The sequence below is a fragment of the Cumulibacter manganitolerans genome (assembly GCF_009602465.1).
Lineage (GTDB): Bacteria > Actinomycetota > Actinomycetes > Mycobacteriales > Antricoccaceae > Cumulibacter > Cumulibacter manganitolerans.
The window spans coordinates 85,903-103,202 of record NZ_WBKP01000009.1 but is presented as its reverse complement, the minus strand read 5'-3'; the positions used below and the strand labels follow the sequence as shown (position 1 = coordinate 103,202).

Sequence of the window (17,300 nt, the reverse complement as noted above, 5' to 3'; positions counted from 1 at the left end):
TCGGCGCCCGCGTCGCCCGCGAGCGCCGCCAGCACGGCGCGCTCGGGCAGCCGCAGCTCGGCGGCCGCGGCGTTCTCGGTGACCCCCGGCTCGAGCGGGTCGGCGTCCCGTTGAGCCGTCACGAGCGCGCGCAGCAGCGCCGCCCACGACGACCACTGGGCGTCGGTCACCACCCAGTCGCCGACGCGGCGGGTGCCCCGCGGCTCTGCCTCGTCGAGTCCGAGGCGGACCAGCTCGGCGTGCCGCAGCACGCCGCGCTCCTGCAGCGTCGACCACGCGAGGGACGCCGGTGATCCGGCGCCCTGGCCGAGAACGACGCCGCGCTGGGCCGCCGAGCCCCGCCGGCGCAGCGCCGGAGGCGCCGCATCGAGCACCTCGGCGCCGGCCACCACGTGCTGCAGCCCGGGGTTGCGCAGGATGGCCCGATCCCCTTCGCGGAGCGGCAGCGCCGCCGTCAGCTGCAGGCGGGCGGCGTCGTCGCCGAGCGGGCGTACCCGCACCTGCGCGGCGTGCGTACCGACGTGCAGCATCAGCTGCTCCGGCAGCTCTCCGGCGCGGACGCCGGTGACCCGGACGTCGAGGACGTCGGTGAGCGACCAGGAGCCGGTGAGCAGGACGCCGCCGCGGCCGATGCGGTCGGCCTCGATGCCGGCGAGGTTCACGGCGACCCGGGACACCGCCGCGATCGAGGTGACCGGCAGGTCGCGGCTGTGCAGGCCGCGGATCCGGACGTCGGGAGCGCTGTCGCCGGTCGCCGAGACCAGGTCGACCGGCGACCCGGTCGCGAGCTCGCCCTGGCCGAGGGTCCCGGTGACCACGGTGCCGGCGCCACGGATGGTGAACGCCCGGTCGAGCCACATGCGGGCGGGCCCAGCGGGCGCCGGCGGGAGGGCGCCGATCAGCCGGTCCAGGGCCGAGCGGACGTCGGCGACGCCGTCGCCGGTCCGCGCCGAGACCGCGACCGCCTCGACGTCGCCCAGCGACGACGCGGCGATGCGGTCGCGGGCCGCGCGCATGGCCGTACCGGGGTCGGCGAGGTCGCTGCGGGTGACGACGAGGAGCCCGTTCCGGATGCCGAGGGCATCGATCGCCAGCAGGTGCTCCTCGGTCTGCGCGCGCCATCCCTCGTCGGCCGCGACCACGACCATGACCGCCGCGGCCGGCCCCAGCCCGGCGAGCATGTTGCCGATGAACCGCTGGTGACCAGGTACGTCGACGAAGGAGAGGTCGGTGCCGGACGGCAGGGTGGTCCACGCGAAGCCGAGGTCGATGGTGAGCCCGCGGCGGCGCTCCTCGTCCCACCGGTCGGGCTCGATGCCGGTGAGCGCACGCACCAGCGCGGACTTGCCGTGGTCGACGTGCCCGGCCGTCGCGATCACCGCCACGCCAGGCTCACCGCCCCAGGACCCGGCGTACGGCGCCCGCGAGCGCCGGCAGGTCGTCGTCGGGCACGCACCGCGGGTCGACGAGGCAGCGGCCCCGCTCGACGCGGGCCAGCACGGCGGGTGAGCCGGTACGCAGTGCCACCGCGCCGTCCTCGGGGATCGCGACGGCCCACCCGGCGAGCGGTACGCCGGGGGCGCCGCCGCCTCCGACGCGGCCGTCGACCTCGACGACGTCGGCCGCGCTCAGGCCGGCCGCATCGGCGAGCCGCCGCGCCTTGTGCCGCAGCTCGTCGGGGGTGGCGTGCAGGTAGCCGGCCACCGGCGGACGGGGACCGCGCACGGTGGCCTCGAGCGCCGCCAGCGTCAGCTTGTCCACCCGCAGCGCGCGGGCCAGCGGGTGGCGGCGCAGCAGCTCGACGGTCGCGCGCTCGCCGAGGACGAGCCCGGCCTGCGGTCCGCCGAGCAGCTTGTCGCCGCTGGCCGTGACGAGGGTGGCGCCGTCGCGCAGGCAGGTCGCGACGTCGGGTTCCTCGGGCAGCGCGTCGTCGTGCCGCAGCAGCCCGGAGCCGGAGTCCATCACGACCGGCGGCCCGAGGGCGGCGAGCTCCCGCACCCCGACGGACGAGGTGAACCCGTCGATGCGGAAGTTGCTGGGGTGCACCTTGAGGATGCAGCCGGTGCGCTCCCCGATCGCGGCCGCGTAGTCGGCGACGGACGTGCGGTTCGTCGTGCCGACCTCGCGCAGTACCGCGCCGGTGGACTCGATGAGGTCGGGCAGGCGGAACCGGTCCCCGATCTCGACGAGCTCGCCGCGGCTGATCACCACCTCGCGGCCGGTCGCCAACGCGGTCGTCGCCAGCACGAGGGCGGCTGCGCCGTTGTTCACGACGAGGCAGTCCTCGGCCTCGGGGACGGCGGCGAGCAGGGCCTGCAGCGCCCCGGCGCCCCGGGAGGCACGTTGCCCGGTGCCCAGATCGAGCTCCACGTCGACGTAGCCGCTCGCCGCGACGAGCGCCTCGACCGCGCGGGGGTCCAGGGGCGCCCGCCCGATGTTGGTGTGCACGACGATCCCGGTCGCGTTGATCACCGGTGTCATCGAGCCCGGCCGGGTGGGCAGCGCGCTGATCACGTGCTCGAGCACCTGCTCCGGGACGATCTGCCCGTCGCGGGCCCGCTGCTGGACTTCGGTCACCACCTCGCGTACCGCGGCGGCGCCGTACTCGTCGGCGGCGGCGGCGACCGTGGGGTGGGCCAGCAGGGCGTCGGTGCGCGGGATCCGGCGCCGCGGGTCGTCGGCCTGGGCCACGAGCACCTCCACCTTCGCTGGAAAGCCTGGCGGAAGCGGACGGGAATCGAACCCGCCAGGCCGAGCTACTCGGCCTCACCGGTTTTGAAGACCGGGGGGCCCACCAGGAACCCATACGCTTCCTCCCTCACCGTAGCGGTCGGCCGCGGCCTAGGGTGGGGCCCATGACCCAAACAGTGCGGCTGACGCAGCTGGCGCACGGCGGCGGTTGCGCCTGCAAGATCCCCCCGGGCGATCTCGAGGAGATGGTGCGCGGCCTGACCGGCGGCGACTGGCCGACGCTCGTGGTCGGGCTGGACCACGGGGACGACGCGGCGGCCGTGCGGATCGAGGGCGGCACCGCGGTGCTGTCCACCGCCGACTTCTTCACGCCGGTCGTCGACGACCCCTACGACTGGGGCCGGGTCGCCGCCGCCAACGCCCTCTCGGACATCTACGCGATGGGCGGGACGCCGGTGCTGGCGATCAACCTGCTCGGCTGGCCGCGGGAGATCCTCTCGGGCGAGCTCGCGAGCGAGGTGCTGCGCGGCGGGCTCGACGTGGCCCGCGAGGCCGGCTGCCCGCTGGCCGGCGGCCACTCGATCGACTCGCCCGAGCCGACGTACGGCCTGGCCGTGACCGGCGTCGGCGACCCGGACCGGCTGATGCGCAACGATGCGGCGCGTGCCGGGTTGCCGCTGTCGCTGACCAAGCCGATCGGGGTCGGCGTCCTCAACAACCGGCACAAGGCCACCGGTGAGGTGTTCGACGAGGCGGTCGCCACGATGACGACGCTGAACGCCGCGGCGGCGCGGGCCGCGTTGGACGCCGGAGTCCAGGCCGCCACCGACGTGACCGGGTTCGGTCTGCTGGGGCACCTGCACAAGATGGCGCGCGCCTCCGGCGTCACCGCGGTGCTCGATCGGGCGGCCGTGCCGGTGCTCGACGGCGTCCGCGCCTCGCTCGCGGACGGGTACGTGCCGGGCGGGTCGCGGCGCAACCTCGACTGGGTCCGCCCGCACCTCGCTGCCGACGGCGCCGACGAGCTCGAGCTGGTGCTGCTCGCGGACGCGCAGACCTCCGGCGGCCTGCTGATCGCCGGAGAGGTCCCCGGCGCCCCGGTGATCGGCGAGCTCGTCCCGGCGTACGCCGACGGCACCACCCTCGTCGTCCGCTAGACCTTCTCGGCGACCTCCACCTTGCGGTGCGGCTTGGTGACCAGGGTGAGCAGGATGCCGGCGAGCGCCCCACGGTCGTCGAGCGCCCCACGGTCGCGCGCGTGTGTTTACACGGTCGTCGAGCGAGCGAGGAACGAGCGACGTCGAGACGTCGCAAGTCGACAGTTGGCCGTACGACGTCTCGACGTCGCTTGCGCCTAGCGGCTCCGGCTCGCTCGACGACCGTGTGGAGGCGGCCCGACGACCGTACGGGTGCCTCGGCGTCGCGGCTTGCAGTGGTCGTCGGCGCGTTCCACGCTCGTCGAGGGAGTCCACGGTCGCGCGCGTGTTTTACATGGTCGTCGAGCGAGCGAGGAACGAGCGACGTCGAGACGCCGCAAGTCGACAGTTGGCCGTACGACGTCTCGGCGTCGCCTGCGCCTAGCGGCTCCGGCTCGCTCGACGACCGTTCAGGGGCTCGGGTGTCGCGGGTTGTCGGCGGCTTGGTGTCCACCTAGACCTTCTCGGCGACCTCCACCTTGCGGTGCGGCTTGGTGACCAGAGTGAGCAGGATGCCGGCGAGCGCGATGATCCCGACGACGGTGAAGCCCGCGGTGTACGCCTTCTCGGCGCCGATGATCTTGGTGATGACGGTGGGGCCGATGACGCCGCCGATGGACCAGGCGATCAGCATCAGGCCGTAGATCGCGCCCGCGTTCGTCACGCCGAAGAACCGGCCCGCCGTCGAGGGCATGGTGCCGAAGCCGCCGCCGTAGCAGGTGTAGATGGCGGCCGCGAGAATCGCGAACAGCACCGCGTTGCTCGCGTGCGGGAGGATCAGCAGGCACACGCCCTGGATGCCGAGGATTCCCATGAACGCCGGCATCTTGCCGATCTTGTCGGAGATCCAGCCCCAGAAGATGCGGCCTCCGCCGTTGAACAGCCCGAGCACGCCGACGAGGGTGGCGGCCCCCGCGGCCGACATCCCCGCGACGTCGGTCATGCTGCTGGCCGCGACGCCGATGAACGAGATGCCGGCGACCACGCTGAGGGTGAGGATGGCGGTGAGCAGGTACCACTGCGGTGTGCGCAGCGCCTGCGCGGTGGTGTAGTCCGTGGTCACCGCGACCGGCGGCGTCGTCGCGTCCGCGGCCGGTGCCGCCGGCTCGTCGGCGGCAGGCAGGGGCGCGCCCGGCGGCCGGTAGCCGGCCGGCGGGTTACGGAAGAAGCTGCCGCCGATCAGCACCGCGACCAGGTACCCGATGCCGAGGGGCAGGAACGCCTTGGTGGGGACCGACGGGTCGTTGTCGATGAGGGCCTGCCCGAGGGGCGCGGTGATGACCGCGCCGAAGCCGAAGCCGCCCACCGCCAGACCGGTGATCAGGCCCGGCTTGTCGGGGAACCATTTCTGCAGCATGGCGATCGGCACGATGTAGCCCATCCCCAGGCCGAAGCCGCCGAGGACGCCGTAGCCCAGCACCAGCAGCCACAGGGAGTCCTTGGTCTGGGCGAAGGAGGCGAGGATGACGCCGACCGAGTAGATGACGCCGCCGACCAGCGCCACCAGCCGCGGTCCCTTGCGGTCCTGGATGAGGCCGCCGACGTACGAGCCGACGAAGATCATGCCGATACAGACGGTGAACGGCACCGCGGCCTGCGCCGCGCTCCAGCCGAAGGCCTGCGGCTCCTTCAGCGCCTTGGAGAACACGCTCCACGCGTACACCGCGCCGAGGGCGAGCTGCAGCAGGATGGCGGCGACGAGGATCAGCCACCGGTTCCCGGTCGGCCGTGCGGAGGAGTCGGGGCTGGTCATGGTGTCCTCCTGAGGTGTGGCGGGCGTTGCTACGCGGTGACGATCGAGTCCGTGACCCGTCCCGACGCCCGCCGGGCGGCGAGCCTCGCCTTCTGGCTGATCACGGTGTACTTCGGGTCCTTCGCCGACTCGATGCCGGCCTCGACGACGGCGAACCGGGTGGCCGCGGAGCCGGCCATCAGCGCGAGCCCGCTGAGCGCGGACCCGAGCCGGCTGCGTCCGAACAGCGCCGTGCCGGCCGCTCCGGCCGCGGTGAGCGCGGTCGCGGCCTTCGCCAGCGTCCCCGGCCGGCCCCTCTCGAGCGGCTCGGCCAGCTGGCCCAGGCGGTGCTTCATCAGGTGGAAAGCCGCCGTGTCGGCAGCCGCCCCGAGCACGGCGAGCCGCCTGACCTCCGCGGTCTGCGCCGCGGGAGTAGTGAGCATCGCCAGGCCGGACGACGCGGCGAGCGCCGAGCCGGTGAACACGAACGGCAGCTCGCGGTAGCTCTCGTGCCACAGCGGCGTCGCTGTGTCGCTGGCCAGGACGGCGGTGTACGACGCGAGCGGCGCCGAGAACGCGGCGCTGCCGATGCTCGCCAGCGGCCCGGCGACGGCCAGGGCCTTGCCGACCGCCCTGCCGGCGCCCGAGCGGCCACTGCCGATGCCCAGCGCGGACGCCGCCTCGGCGGCCACCGCCAGCCCCGAGCTCGCGCTGAACGCCGAGAAGATCCAGGTCCCGACCGACATCGGCGAGGTGAGCTTGACGGTGCGCAGCATGTTCACGAAGCGTTCGGGCCGCCCCAGGTCGGCGATCAGCGTCGCGCCGGAGAGCGCCACCGCGCCGAGCGCCGAGTAGCGGCTGTTGCGCCGGAGGGTGCCCAGGCCCTTGCCGTGGGCGAGCGCCCCGATCAGCCCGGAGCCGGCCGCCACACCGCCGAGGAAGAAGTACGCCGGGATCTCGTGCCCCCAGGGCGCCGGCTTGACGATCTGGTGCCCGTAGTAGCTGGAGAACCGGGCCTCGGGCACGGTCGCGTTCGGGTCGGCGCGGCGGCGGTCCTTCTTGCCGCGGCGACCTCCGCGCGGCAGCTCGGGACCACGGTCGGAGTCGAAGGGGCTCAGGGTCATCGCCGTCCTCCCAGGAAGGCCAGCGCCGCTGCCGCCAGCATGCCGCTGGCCGCGATCCCCGCGCTGCGGAACATCTGCGGGAGCCGGGAGGTCGGCACCTGCGGGTCCGGCGGAAGCCCGTAGACCTCGGGCTCGTCGAGCAGCAGGAACACCGAGCCGGTGCCGCCGACGCCGTCGTTGTCGTTGCCGCCGTACACCCGCGCCTCGGTCAGGCCCTGCGCGTGCAGCGCCGTCACGCGCTCCTGCGCCGCGGCCCGCATCTCGTCGAGGTCGCCGAACTTGATGGATGTCGTGGGGCAGGCCTTCGCGCAGGCGGGGGTGAGGCCGGAGTCGAGGCGGTCGTAGCAGAGGGTGCACTTCTGGGCGATGCCGACGCGCTCGGCGGAGGTCTGGTCCGGTAGCGGAGAGCGGCGTTCGATCACGCCGAACGGGCACGCCGGGACGCAGTAGCCGCAGCCGTTGCAGACGTCGGACTGGACGACGACGGTGCCGTGCTCGGTGCGGAACAGCGCCCCCGTCGGGCAGACGTCGAGGCAGCCGGCGTGGGTGCAGTGCTTGCAGACGTCCGAGGACATCAGCCAGCGGAAGTCCGGCACGTCGGCCGTCACGGCGCCGGCCTCGGCGGTGGTCGGCGGCCCGACGCTGGGCATCCCGAGGTCGACGAGCGCGGCACCCGAGGCGCGGGCCTCGGCGATCCGGTCCGCCGGCTGCTCGATGAAGGCCACGTGCCGCCAGGTCGTCGCGCCGAGCGCGCCGGTGTTGTCGTAGCTGGTCCCGAGCAGATCCAGGCCGTCCTCCGGCAGCAGGTTCCACTCCTTGCAGGCGACCTCGCAGGCCTTGCAGCCGATGCAGATCGACGTGTCGGTGAAGAAGCCCTTGCGGGGCTCGGCCGAGGCGCCCCAGCCCGCGTCGGCGGCCGGGTCGGTCGGCCCGGACAGCTGCTCGTGCCAGCCCATCAGCGTGGTCCTTCCTCGGTGAGCAGCTCGTTGCCGGTCATCACGGTGCTGCCGGCCCGCGACTGGTACTCCTCGACGAGCTGCAACAGCTTCGGTCCCCGGGGCCGGCGCCCCGGGCGGATGTCGCAGGAGCCGGCCTTGCTCTCCTGGATCTGCACGTTGGGGTCGAGCGCCACGCCGAGCAGGTCGTTCGCGGCATCGCCGGAGACGACGGCCTGCTTGCCGACGCCCCAGTGGTACGGCAGCCCGATCTGGTGCACCCGATGGCCGCCGACGGTCAGCGGCGTCATCCGGTCGGTGACCATCACCCGTGCCTCGATCGCGGTCCGTGGCGAGACGATCGTCGCCCACCCGTTGTGCTCGAGGCCGCGCTCGGCGGCGAGCTCGGGGGAGACCTCGCAGAACAGCTCGGGCTGCAGCTCGGACAGGTAGGGCAGGAAGCGGCTCATGCCGCCCGCCGTGTGGTGCTCGGTGAGGCGGTACGTCGTGAACACGTACGGGTACACGTCCGCACCCGGCTCACCGGCCGACGGGCTCCACAGGTTGTCCTTGCGGGGGAAGACCCGCCGCGCGGGGCTCTGCTGCTGCCCGTACAGCGGGTTGCGTACCGGGCTCTCCTGCGGCTCGTAGTGCGTGGGCAGCGGCCCGTCGACCATGCCCTTGGGCGTGAACAGCCAGCCCTTCCCGTCGGACTGCATGATGAACGGGTCGTCCCCGGCCAGCCCGTCAGGCCCCCCGGTGCCCGCCGCGGGCCGGTAGGACGGCGCCTTGTCGCCCGGGAAGTCCGGGACGTCGGGGCCGACCCACTTGCCCTGCTCGGCGTCCCAGTAGACGTACTTCTTGCGCTCGCTCCAGGGCCTGCCCTCGGGATCGGCCGACGCCCGGTTGTACAGGATGCGGCGGTTCATCGGCCACGCCCAGCCCCAGTCGAGCGCGACCAGGTTCTGCTCTCGGCCGGGCTTGCGGTTCGCCGAGTGGTTGACGCCGCCGGCGTACACGCCGGAGTAGATCCAGCATCCGCTGGAGGTGGATCCGTCGGCCTTGAGCTGGGTGTAGCCGTCCAGCAGCTGACCGTCACCGTCCGGGGTGAGCGTGCGTCCGTTGATCTCCTGCAGCACTGCGGCGGGATCGATCTCGCCGTCCTCGCCGAGCGGGTAGTCCCAGGTGAGGTCCAGCAGCGGCCGGTCGCGCGGGTCGTCGGAGCCGGCCAGCCGGTCGCGGATCCGGTTGCCGAGCTCGTAGAAGAACTCGAGGTCGCTCTGCGCGTCGTCCGGCGGATCGATCGCCTTGTGATGCCACTGCAGCATCCGCTGCGTCTGGGTGAAGGTGCCGGACTTCTCCACGTGGGTCGCGGCCGGCATGAAGAACACCTCGGTGCCGATCTTCTCGGTGTCGAGCTCACCGGTCGCGATCTCGGGGGAGTCCTTCCAGAACGTGGCGGTCTCGATCATCGCGAAGTCCTTCACGACGAGCCATTTGAGGTGGGCGAGCCCCATCCGCTGCTGGCGACCGTTCGCGGAGCCGACCGCGGGGTTCTGGCCGAGCACGAAGTAGCCGTCCACCTGGTCCTCGAGCATCGCCATCACGGTCTGGTAGGTGCCGTGCGGGCCGGAGAGCCGCGGCAGATAGTCGTACGCCCAGTTGTTCTCGGCGGTCGCTGCGTCCCCCCACCAGGCCTTCATCAGGCTGACGATGTACGTGTCGGCGTTCGCCCAGAACCCCTTCTGCTTCTTCGAGCCCACCGCGTCGAGGTACTCGGCCCAGGTGTCGTGCTGGCCGACCATCGGGACCGGCAGATAGCCGGGGAGGATGTTGTACAGGGTGGGGATGTCGGTCGAGCCCTGGATGCTGGCGTGCCCGCGCAGCGCCATGATGCCGCCGCCGGGGCGGCCCATGTTGCCCAGCAGCAGCTGCAGGATGCAGGACGTGCGGATGAACTGCGCGCCCATCGTGTGCTGGGTCCAGCCCACCGCGTACACGAACGCCGTCGTGCGGTCGCGTCCGCTGTTGGCGGTGATCGCCTCGGCCAGATAGCCGAAGTCCTCCTCGCTGATGCCGCAGGCGTCGGCGACCATGGCCGGGGTGTACCGCGCGTAGTGCCGCCGGAGGATCTGCATGACGCAGCTCGGATCCTGCAGCGTCGGGTCGGTCGCGATCTCGGCGTGCTCGAGCGGCGGCCCGCCGGAGCCGTGCGTGTCACCCGAGGACCGTGCGGAGTGCGACGCACCGTGCTCCTCGCCGCCGGCGGAGCCGACCAGCGCGTCGCCGTCGCCCCTCTGCTCTCGGTAGGCCCACGTGCTCAGGTCGTACTGGCCGGTCTTCGGGTCGTAGCCCGAGAACAGGCCGCCGAGGTCCTCGGCGTCGCGGTAGTCCTCGTTGATCAGGTGCGAGGCGTTGGTGTAGTGGCGGACGTACTCCTCGAACCAGAGGTCGTTCTGCAGCACGTAGTTGATCAGGGCACCCAGCAGCACGATGTCGCTGCCGGCGCGGATCGGGATGTGCCGGTCAGCGGTCGCCGACGTGCGGGTGAACCGCGGGTCGACGTGGATGACCTTCGCGCCCTTGAGCTTCGCCTCGGTCACCCACTGGTAGGCGACCGGGTGGCACTCGGCCATGTTCGAGCCCTGGATGACGATGCAGTCGGCGTTCGAGAGGTCTTGCACGTACTGGGTGGCGCCGCCGCGGCCGAAGGAGGACCCCAGACTGGGGACCGTGGCGCTGTGTCAAATACGCGCCTGGTTCTCGATCTGGATTGCGCCGGCCGCCGTGAACAGCTTCTTGATGAGGTAGTTCTCTTCGTTGTCGAGCGTCGCGCCGCCCAGGCTGGCGATGCCCATCGTGCGGCGCAGCGGGCGGCCCTGGTCGTCGGCGTCCTGCCAGTGCGCGCGCCGCGCCTCGATGAACCGGTCGGCGATCATGTCGATCGCGGTGTCGCGCTCCAGCGGCTCCCACTCGGTGCCGTACGGGCGGCGGTACATCACCTTGGTGATGCGCCCGGGCTGGTTGACCAGCTGCTCGCTCGCCGATCCCTTGGGGCACAGGCGACCGCGGCTGACCGGGCTGTCCGGGTCGCCCTCGATCTGGATGACCTTCTCGTCCTTGACGTAGACGCGCTGCCCGCAGCCGACGGCGCAGTAGGGGCAGACGCTCTGCACGACCCGATCGGCGGTCTCGGTGCGGGCGGTGATCTGGCGCGTCTTCGCCGACGTCACCGACGGGCCGCGGCCCAGCAGGTCGCCGTCCTTGAGCTGGCGCACGACCGGCCATTCCAGGAACGTTCTCTTCAGCGACATGACTGCCACCTCTCGTGCCCGCCGGGAACTCGATGTCGGCTCAACGTAGCGCCTGGCGCACCTCGTTGGCCAGTGAATGCCGCTGACCGGCCGCGGCGGTCTCAGGTTCGGCCGCCGCGGCCCGGGCGGCTCAGACCTTGGGCGTGTTCATCGCTCCGCCGTCGATGACGATGTTCTGGCCGGTGATCCAGCCCGCGTCGTCCGAGAGCAGGAACGCGGCGGTCGCCCCGGTGTCCTCGGGGGTGCCCAGCCGCTTCAACGGGTAGCTGTTGGCCACCTCCTCCTCGTTCTCGGCATACAGCGCCTCGGCGAAGCGGGTCTTGATGACGGCAGGGGAGATCGAGTTGACGCGGACGTTGGGTGCCATGTCGATCGAGAGCTGCTTGGTGAGCTGCACCAGACCGGCCTTCGAGGTGCCGTAGATGCCGATCGCCCCGGCCGAGCGCAGCGCGGCGACCGACGCGACGATGAGCACCGATCCACCCGTGTCCTTCATGCCGGCGTGCCACGTGAGCTGGATGAGGCCGAGCGTCGAGACGATGTTGGTGTCGAGGATCTTGCGCGCCGTGTCGAGCGGGATGTCGAGGGTGGAGCCGTAGAACGGGTTGATGCCGACGTTCCCGACGACGTGGTCGATCTTGCCGAACTTCTCCATCGCGAGGTCGACGAGCTCCTTGCGGTGGTCGTCGTGCGAGGCGTTGCCGGCCAGCGTCAGCAGCCGGTCGCCGGCGTTCAGCTCGGCGGCGGCAGCGTCGAGCTGCTCCTGCTTGCGGCCGGTGATGATGACGCGGCCGCCCTCGTTGAGGATGGCCTCGGCGATGCCGAGGCCGATGCCCCGGCTGCCGCCGGTGACGATCGCGGACTTTCCTTCGAAACGATTGAGCTTGTCAGCCATGCGGGCCTCCGGTGTGGGGGTGTGCGGGTTGCTGGCAGATTACCCGCCGCGAGGGCCTCCCACCCGGTTGCCTAGCGATCGCTCGGTCGCCGGGCCGGACGCCCGGCACGGCGCATCCGCCGCGCCGGAGGGCGCCGGTACCGGGGCAAACGCGATATGCCTACGATCGTTGCCACTACGTCGATGAGTGGAGGACCTCATGAACATCCGTCCGTTCGAGGAGCGAGATCGCGAAGCCTGCCACCAGCTCGCGCCGCGGCTGCTGGAGAACGTCAACCCGTTCGACGACAGCGGAAGCGGACCGTTCGACACCGTCGAGTGGATGCTCGCCGCGGAGGAGACGCAGCAGACCCCGCAGGCCGTCTTCGTCGCCGAGGACGACGAGGGTGTCGCCGGCATGGTCAAGGTCTTCATGAAGGGGCAGATGAAGGGCCAGAAGGAGGCGTACGTCGACGGGCTCGCAGTCAACGAGCGCGTGGCCCACCAGGGCGTCGGCACCGCCCTGATGAAGGCGTGCGAGGACTGGGCCCGTGGCCGCGGCCACAAGTGGGTGCACATCGAGACGCCGGCGTCCAACACCGCGGCGCGGGAGTTCTACGCGGCCATCGGGTACGGCGAGCAGGTCGTGAAGCTCTCGAAGGAGATCTGACCCGGCGCTTGGGTAAGGTCTTTGCCGTGGCGCAGAACCCTCCCGACGTACCGAGTCCCGACGACGACCTACCCGAGCAGCTGCGGATCCGCCGCGAGAAGCGCGATCGCCTCCTGGAGGCGGGCGTCGAGCCGTACGTCGTATCGGTCGCCCGGACGACGTCGCTGGCGGAGGTGCGCGAGCGCTTCCCCGAGCTGCCGGCGGACACCCGCACGGGCGAGCGGGTGGGCGTCACGGGACGGCTGATCTTCATGCGCAACACCGGCAAGCTGTGCTTCGCGACGCTGCGCGAGGGCGGCGTCGAGCTGCAGGTGATGCTGTCGCTGGCGAACGTCGGCGAGGAGTCGCTGGCGCACTGGAAGGCCGACGTCGACCTCGGTGACCACATCTTCGCCGAGGGCGAGGTGATCACCTCCAAGCGCGGCGAGCTGTCGGTGATGGCCGACGCGTGGACGCTCACGGCGAAGGCGATCCGGCCGCTGCCGGTGGCGCACAAGCCGATGAGCGAGGAGACCCGCATCCGGCAGCGGTACGCAGACCTGATCGTGCGTCCCGAGGCGCGCCGGATGGTCGAGACGCGGGGCCGGGCGATCGCCTCGATCCGCCGTACGCTCGACGCGCACGGCTACATCGAGGTCGAGACTCCGATGCTGCAGGCGGTCCAGGGCGGGGCGACCGCGCGGCCGTTCACCACGCACTACAACGCCTACGACCAGGACGTCTTCCTGCGGATCGCGCCCGAGCTGTTCCTCAAGCGCTGCGTCGTGGGTGGCATCGACCGGGTGTTCGAGATCAACCGCAACTTCCGCAACGAGGGCGCGGACTCGACGCACTCGCCGGAGTTCGTGATGCTCGAGTACTACCAGGCGTACGCCGACTACAACGACGTCGCCGACCTCTCGCGCGAGCTCTACCAGCAGGCCGCCCTCGACTCGGTCGGGGCGCTGCGCTTCGAGCGCTGGGACGGCTCGACCATCGACCTGTCGGGGCAGTGGCGGCAGGAGTCGCTGTACGAGCTGGCCTCCGAGGGCGCGGGGACCCGGCTGACTCCCGAGACCTCCCTCGACGAGCTGCGGTCGGTGGCCGACCGGCTCGGCATCCACGTCAACCCGGCGTGGGTCGCGGGCAAGGTCCTCGAGGAGATCTTCGAGGCGACGTCCCGCGACGTCCTCGAGGGACCGATCTTCGTCCGCGACTTCCCGCTGGACACCTCCCCGCTGGTCCGCGCGCACCGCTCCATCCCGGGCGTCGTCGAGAAGTGGGACCTCTACATCGACGGCATGGAGTGCGGCACCGGGTACTCCGAGCTCGTCGACCCGGTGATCCAGCGCGAGCGGTTCGTCGAGCAGGCCTCGCACCGTGCCGGCGGCGACGTCGAGGCGATGGAGGTCGACGAGGACTTCCTGCGCGCGCTGGAGTACGGCATGCCGCCGACCGGCGGGGTGGGACTCGGTATCGACCGGATGCTCAAGGTCTTCACCGGCCGCGGCATCCGGGAGACGATCCTGTTCCCCTTCGTCAAGCCCGAGTAGCTCAGGCGGCCTGGATCGCGGGGCGCCGGCCACCTCAAGATGCCGGGTTCTGCACGCCAGACGCTGCACAGCTAGGCACGTTGAGCGTCCGGGCTGGCGGGTACGGCGTGGTGGGTACCGGCGTCCGTCAGGGGCAGCGGCGGCAGCGTCGCGGCAGCGCGATGAGCAACGCGGCGGCGACCGTGCTCGCCACCCCGCACGGGTCGGCGTCGATCGTCGGCCAGCCGAAGCGCAGGGTGCGATAGCCCGCCGCGCTGTGCCGGTTGTCGAGCGCCGTGTCGGCGTCGAGGTCGTGGTAGCGGACGCCGTCCAGCTCGATCAGCAGCCGATGCTCCGGGTAGCCGCCGTCGGCGTGGTGGCCGGACGTCGGGACGAGGTGCTGGCGGCGCATCGGCGGAAGCCGGTGCGCCTGCTCGACGTCCAGGCGGTAGAGGTGCTCCAACGCGCTGTGCGCGCCCGCGGCGGTGGGTCCGATCGCGTCGAGCAGCAGCGCGCGGTGCCGCAGCCGGTGGCGTCCCCGCGCCACGGCGAGCAGCCGCTCGGGCGTCGTGCGGCGCTCCTGCAGGGCGCGGGCGACCAGGGCGAGCGCCGAGGCGCGGTCGCCTGACGCGCTCGCGTCGATGACCGCGTCCTCCAGCGCCACGCGGCACGGCTCGACGTCCACCACCCGCCGCAGCAGGACCGGGTCGCGCTTGATCCGCAGCCAGTCCTCGGTCGCCGGACGGTGCTTGTCGCTGAGCACCTCGATGACCGACGGCCGCTCGCCCAGGCCCCACAGTGCCGCGGCCGTCCGGCCCCACGCGGCCGACCCCTCGCCGGCCGACAACAGGCCGGCGACCACCTTCTGCATCCAGGGGTCGTGATCGCCGGGAAGGAGATACGTGCCCCGCATGAGGCGGGGCAGCTCCTGGCAGAGCGCCGCCACCTGACCGCGGGGCAGGCCCGCACGCTCGAGGTCCGTCCGGGTGAGGACGCCGTGCCGCCCCTGGGCGAGCTCTCGGACGGCGTCCGGCAACCGAGTGCGTGCGTGCATACCGCGCAGCGTCCGGCACTGCATCGCCCGGCGCGAGCGGCACCGCCGCACCTGTGCACAACCGGCGCCCTGTGGATGGTCGAACGCCCGCCGCGCGGCCGCAAGGTGCCTACCTGTGCAGCGTCTGCGGTGCACAACCAGGCACCCGGGCCGGTACGGCCGGGGATGGCTGCCGGTCAGGGTGCGATCGGCCGCCCGTCGATCCGCCAGGTCGGGTAGCCGCGGTCCGGCGCCCAGGCCTGGCCGAACGTGCAGCCGCACGCGTCGCAACGGATCACGACGCTGGTGGGCAGCTCGACGCCCGGCGGCGTCCCGTGCGCTATCCACTGCTCGGTGATCTGGCCCCGGGGGACCGTCGACCACAGCTGCCACGCCGTCCCCGGCCAGGGCCCCGGCTGCTGCACTTCGGTGAACCCGTCGCCGAGGACGTCGAGTAGATCGAGCACCCGCTGGTGGACGTCGCGCGGCCCGAGCGGGACTCCCCACTCGCGCAGCGGTGCACAGCGGGGACAGTTCGTCGTCGCGTCGTCGGGCATCCACGGATCATCGCTCATCGGCGCCCGCTTGCTCATCGGCGCCCCGTCCGCGCACGATCTCGGGCCGGCGCCGGGCTGGTCAGGACCTCGGGCCGCAGGGGACGCACACCCGGGTGCGTGGCTCGGGCACTTCGGGCCCGTCGAGATAGCTCTCCCAGGGGACGCCGGTGACCGCGAGGTCGTGCTGCTCGAGCCAGGTGGTGGCCGCCTCGTAGGCGGCGGCCACCGCGTCGTAGCCGCCGACGTGCAGGGTGGTGGCGACGGTCCCGCCGGGGAGCTCGTCGGGCGTCACCCTGCCGGCGGCGGTGACCGCGCCGTCCACGGGGAATCCGGCCGTGACGTCGAAGCCGCCGTCCCGCGGGATGTAGCGGCCGAACGGCGGCCCGGTGACCGCCCGGCCCTGCCGGCCGACGGCCTCGAGCACCTCCCCGAACGCCGGTCCGAAGAACTGCGGAAGCTGCGTCGCCTCGACGTACGCCTTCACCACCGCAGCGGGCTGCACGGGGACTTCGCTGATCTCGACGACGTAGTCCATGGCTCCCAGCCTGCGGGCCGGCGGCCGGCCGGCCCAGGGCCGGAGGTCCCGCCGCGCGGAATCGCTCAGGTGCCGACCTGTGCAGCGTCTGGCATGCACAACCCGGCATCTCGCGCAGCAGCGGCAAGGAGCCGGGCGTCCTCCAGCGCGACGAATAGGCTTGACCCTCCCGCGACGTGAGGCAGCATCGTGAGAGCCATGACCGAGAGGACGCAGGTGAGCAGCACCTGGACGGTAGGGAAGGTGGCCGAGACGTTCGGCGTCACGGTGCGCACCCTGCACCACTACGACGAGATCGGGCTGCTGGCTCCGTCGGCGCGCTCCGGCGCCGGGTACCGGCTGTACACCGACGCCGACCTCGCCCGACTGCAGCAGATCGTGGTCTACCGGCGACTGGAGATACCGCTGGAGACCATCCGCGAGCTGCTGGACGGCGACGAGAGCGCGATCGAGCACCTGCGCCGTCAGCGCGCGACGGTCATGTCCCGCCTGGACGAGCTGCAGGAGCTCGTCGGGGCCATCGACCACGCACTGGAGAAGCAAATGAGCAACGAGAAGCTGACCGCGACCGAGATGCGCGAGCTGTTCGGCGACGCGTTCGACGAGTCGTACGCCGCCGAGGCCGAGAGCCGCTGGGGCGAGACCGACGCCTGGGCGCAGTCGCAGCGCCGCACGGCGCACTACACCCGGTCCGACTGGGAGTCGGTCAAGGCCGAGACGGACGCCGTCAACGCAGCCTTCACGGCCGCGATCGACGCCGGGCTCCCGGCGAGCAGCGAGCCGGCGATGGATGCCGCCGAGGCGCACCGCGCGAGCATCAACCGGTTCTACGACTGCGGCTACGAGATGCAGCGCAACCTGGCCGACATGTACCTCGCCGATCCCCGGTTCACCAAGACGTACGAGGACATCCGACCCGGCCTCGCGCAGTACGTGCACGACGCGATCCACGCCAACGCGGACCGGCACGACGGGTAATCGCTCCTCGCCGAGCAAATCTCGAGCAAGATCGATACTTGCCGAGTATCGAAGTTCTTCTCGCCGTTCACCCGCGCTCATGTGGGGTTCGAGGCCCGGCCGCCTTCGTCGCGTGCAATCGCCACGTGGACGTCGCGACCGGGCCGGAGG

The 17,300-nt window shown here is 72.1% G+C and carries 14 protein-coding genes and 1 tRNA gene; 4 read left to right on the top strand and 11 right to left on the bottom strand.

Annotated features, from left to right (window positions below; genetic code table 11):
• The 3 genes from selB to F8A92_RS05585 form a co-directional block, all read right to left on the bottom strand.
• Nucleotides 1-1,379 (bottom strand): selenocysteine-specific translation elongation factor (gene selB, locus F8A92_RS05595; RefSeq protein WP_228389234.1); only part of this gene is annotated, 1,379 nt, incomplete at its 3' end.
• A 13-nt stretch (nt 1,380-1,392) separates the two neighbouring features.
• On the bottom strand, nt 1,393-2,691 hold the full coding sequence (gene selA / locus F8A92_RS05590; RefSeq protein WP_153504153.1) for an L-seryl-tRNA(Sec) selenium transferase: 1,299 nt from the start codon (nt 2,689-2,691) through the stop codon (nt 1,393-1,395).
• Between the two features lie 27 nt (nt 2,692-2,718).
• Nucleotides 2,719-2,814: transfer RNA gene (locus F8A92_RS05585), tRNA-Sec, on the bottom strand.
• A 32-nt stretch (nt 2,815-2,846) separates the two neighbouring features.
• Between F8A92_RS05585 and selD the strand changes: the two genes are divergently transcribed.
• Nucleotides 2,847-3,848: a selenide, water dikinase SelD gene (gene selD, locus F8A92_RS05580; RefSeq protein ID WP_407643685.1), complete on the top strand. Its 1,002-nt coding sequence runs from the start codon at nt 2,847-2,849 to the stop codon at nt 3,846-3,848.
• 493 nt (nt 3,849-4,341) lie between these two features.
• On the opposite strand, the gene F8A92_RS05575 is transcribed toward selD, so the two are convergent.
• The 5 genes from F8A92_RS05575 to F8A92_RS05550 all read right to left on the bottom strand — a co-directional run bounded on the left by F8A92_RS05575 (nt 4,342) and on the right by F8A92_RS05550 (nt 11,887).
• Nucleotides 4,342-5,640 (bottom strand): L-lactate MFS transporter, encoded by a 1,299-nt coding sequence (locus F8A92_RS05575; protein WP_153504149.1) that lies wholly within the window; start codon nt 5,638-5,640, stop codon nt 4,342-4,344.
• A 29-nt stretch (nt 5,641-5,669) separates the two neighbouring features.
• The gene (gene nrfD, locus F8A92_RS05570; protein ID WP_153504147.1) at nt 5,670-6,743 is read right to left on the bottom strand and encodes an NrfD/PsrC family molybdoenzyme membrane anchor subunit; all 1,074 of its coding nucleotides are present in this window, start codon (nt 6,741-6,743) and stop codon (nt 5,670-5,672) included.
• Nucleotides 6,740-7,699 carry a 4Fe-4S dicluster domain-containing protein gene (locus F8A92_RS05565; RefSeq protein ID WP_153504145.1) on the bottom strand — a complete coding sequence of 320 codons (960 nt, stop codon included), beginning with the start codon at nt 7,697-7,699 and terminating at the stop codon, nt 6,740-6,742. Before F8A92_RS05565 ends, nrfD begins: the two co-directional genes overlap by 4 nt.
• Nucleotides 7,699-10,992, bottom strand: coding sequence for a formate dehydrogenase (gene fdh / locus F8A92_RS05560; RefSeq protein ID WP_267130031.1), 3,294 nt, complete (start codon nt 10,990-10,992; stop codon nt 7,699-7,701). The genes F8A92_RS05565 and fdh overlap by 1 nt, the downstream gene beginning before the upstream one ends.
• A gap of 130 nt (nt 10,993-11,122) precedes the next feature.
• A complete protein-coding gene (locus F8A92_RS05550; protein WP_153504140.1) occupies nt 11,123-11,887 on the bottom strand; it encodes an SDR family oxidoreductase in 765 nt (254 codons plus the stop codon).
• A 199-nt stretch (nt 11,888-12,086) separates the two neighbouring features.
• Between F8A92_RS05550 and F8A92_RS05545 the strand changes: the two genes are divergently transcribed.
• Together F8A92_RS05545 and lysS are read left to right on the top strand one after the other, a co-directional pair.
• The gene (locus tag F8A92_RS05545; RefSeq protein ID WP_153504138.1) at nt 12,087-12,536 is read left to right on the top strand and encodes a GNAT family N-acetyltransferase; all 450 of its coding nucleotides are present in this window, start codon (nt 12,087-12,089) and stop codon (nt 12,534-12,536) included.
• Between the two features lie 26 nt (nt 12,537-12,562).
• A complete protein-coding gene (gene lysS / locus F8A92_RS05540; protein ID WP_153504136.1) occupies nt 12,563-14,068 on the top strand; it encodes a lysine--tRNA ligase in 1,506 nt (501 codons plus the stop codon).
• 127 nt (nt 14,069-14,195) lie between these two features.
• On the opposite strand, the gene F8A92_RS05535 is transcribed toward lysS, so the two are convergent.
• From F8A92_RS05535 to F8A92_RS05525, 3 genes are all read right to left on the bottom strand, one after another.
• Entirely contained in the window at nt 14,196-15,101 is a 906-nt protein-coding gene (locus F8A92_RS05535) for a type IV toxin-antitoxin system AbiEi family antitoxin domain-containing protein (protein ID WP_153504134.1), read from the bottom strand.
• 176 nt (nt 15,102-15,277) lie between these two features.
• A complete protein-coding gene (locus F8A92_RS05530; protein WP_153504132.1) occupies nt 15,278-15,673 on the bottom strand; it encodes a hypothetical protein in 396 nt (131 codons plus the stop codon).
• 43 nt (nt 15,674-15,716) lie between these two features.
• Nucleotides 15,717-16,172, bottom strand: coding sequence for a GyrI-like domain-containing protein (locus tag F8A92_RS05525; RefSeq protein ID WP_153504130.1), 456 nt, complete (start codon nt 16,170-16,172; stop codon nt 15,717-15,719).
• A gap of 198 nt (nt 16,173-16,370) precedes the next feature.
• On the opposite strand from F8A92_RS05525, the gene F8A92_RS05520 reads away from it, so the two are divergent.
• Nucleotides 16,371-17,150, top strand: coding sequence for a MerR family transcriptional regulator (locus F8A92_RS05520; protein WP_153504128.1), 780 nt, complete (start codon nt 16,371-16,373; stop codon nt 17,148-17,150).
• The last annotated feature ends 150 nt before the right edge of the window (nt 17,151-17,300 follow it).

Bases quoted from the DNA above. Each gene is read 5' to 3' on its own strand.
- F8A92_RS05535 (WP_153504134.1), bottom strand. From the start codon at position 15,101: ATGCACGCACGCACTCGGTTGCCGGACGCCGTCCGAGAGCTCGCCCAG.
- F8A92_RS05575 (WP_153504149.1), bottom strand. From the start codon at position 5,640: ATGACCAGCCCCGACTCCTCCGCACGGCCGACCGGGAACCGGTGGCTG.
- F8A92_RS05525 (WP_153504130.1), bottom strand. From the start codon at position 16,172: ATGGACTACGTCGTCGAGATCAGCGAAGTCCCCGTGCAGCCCGCTGCG.
- F8A92_RS05530 (WP_153504132.1), bottom strand. From the start codon at position 15,673: ATGAGCAAGCGGGCGCCGATGAGCGATGATCCGTGGATGCCCGACGAC.
- F8A92_RS05550 (WP_153504140.1), bottom strand. From the start codon at position 11,887: ATGGCTGACAAGCTCAATCGTTTCGAAGGAAAGTCCGCGATCGTCACC.
- F8A92_RS05520 (WP_153504128.1), top strand. From the start codon at position 16,371: ATGACCGAGAGGACGCAGGTGAGCAGCACCTGGACGGTAGGGAAGGTG.
- nrfD (WP_153504147.1), bottom strand. From the start codon at position 6,743: ATGACCCTGAGCCCCTTCGACTCCGACCGTGGTCCCGAGCTGCCGCGC.
- F8A92_RS05565 (WP_153504145.1), bottom strand. From the start codon at position 7,699: ATGGGCTGGCACGAGCAGCTGTCCGGGCCGACCGACCCGGCCGCCGAC.
- F8A92_RS05545 (WP_153504138.1), top strand. From the start codon at position 12,087: ATGAACATCCGTCCGTTCGAGGAGCGAGATCGCGAAGCCTGCCACCAG.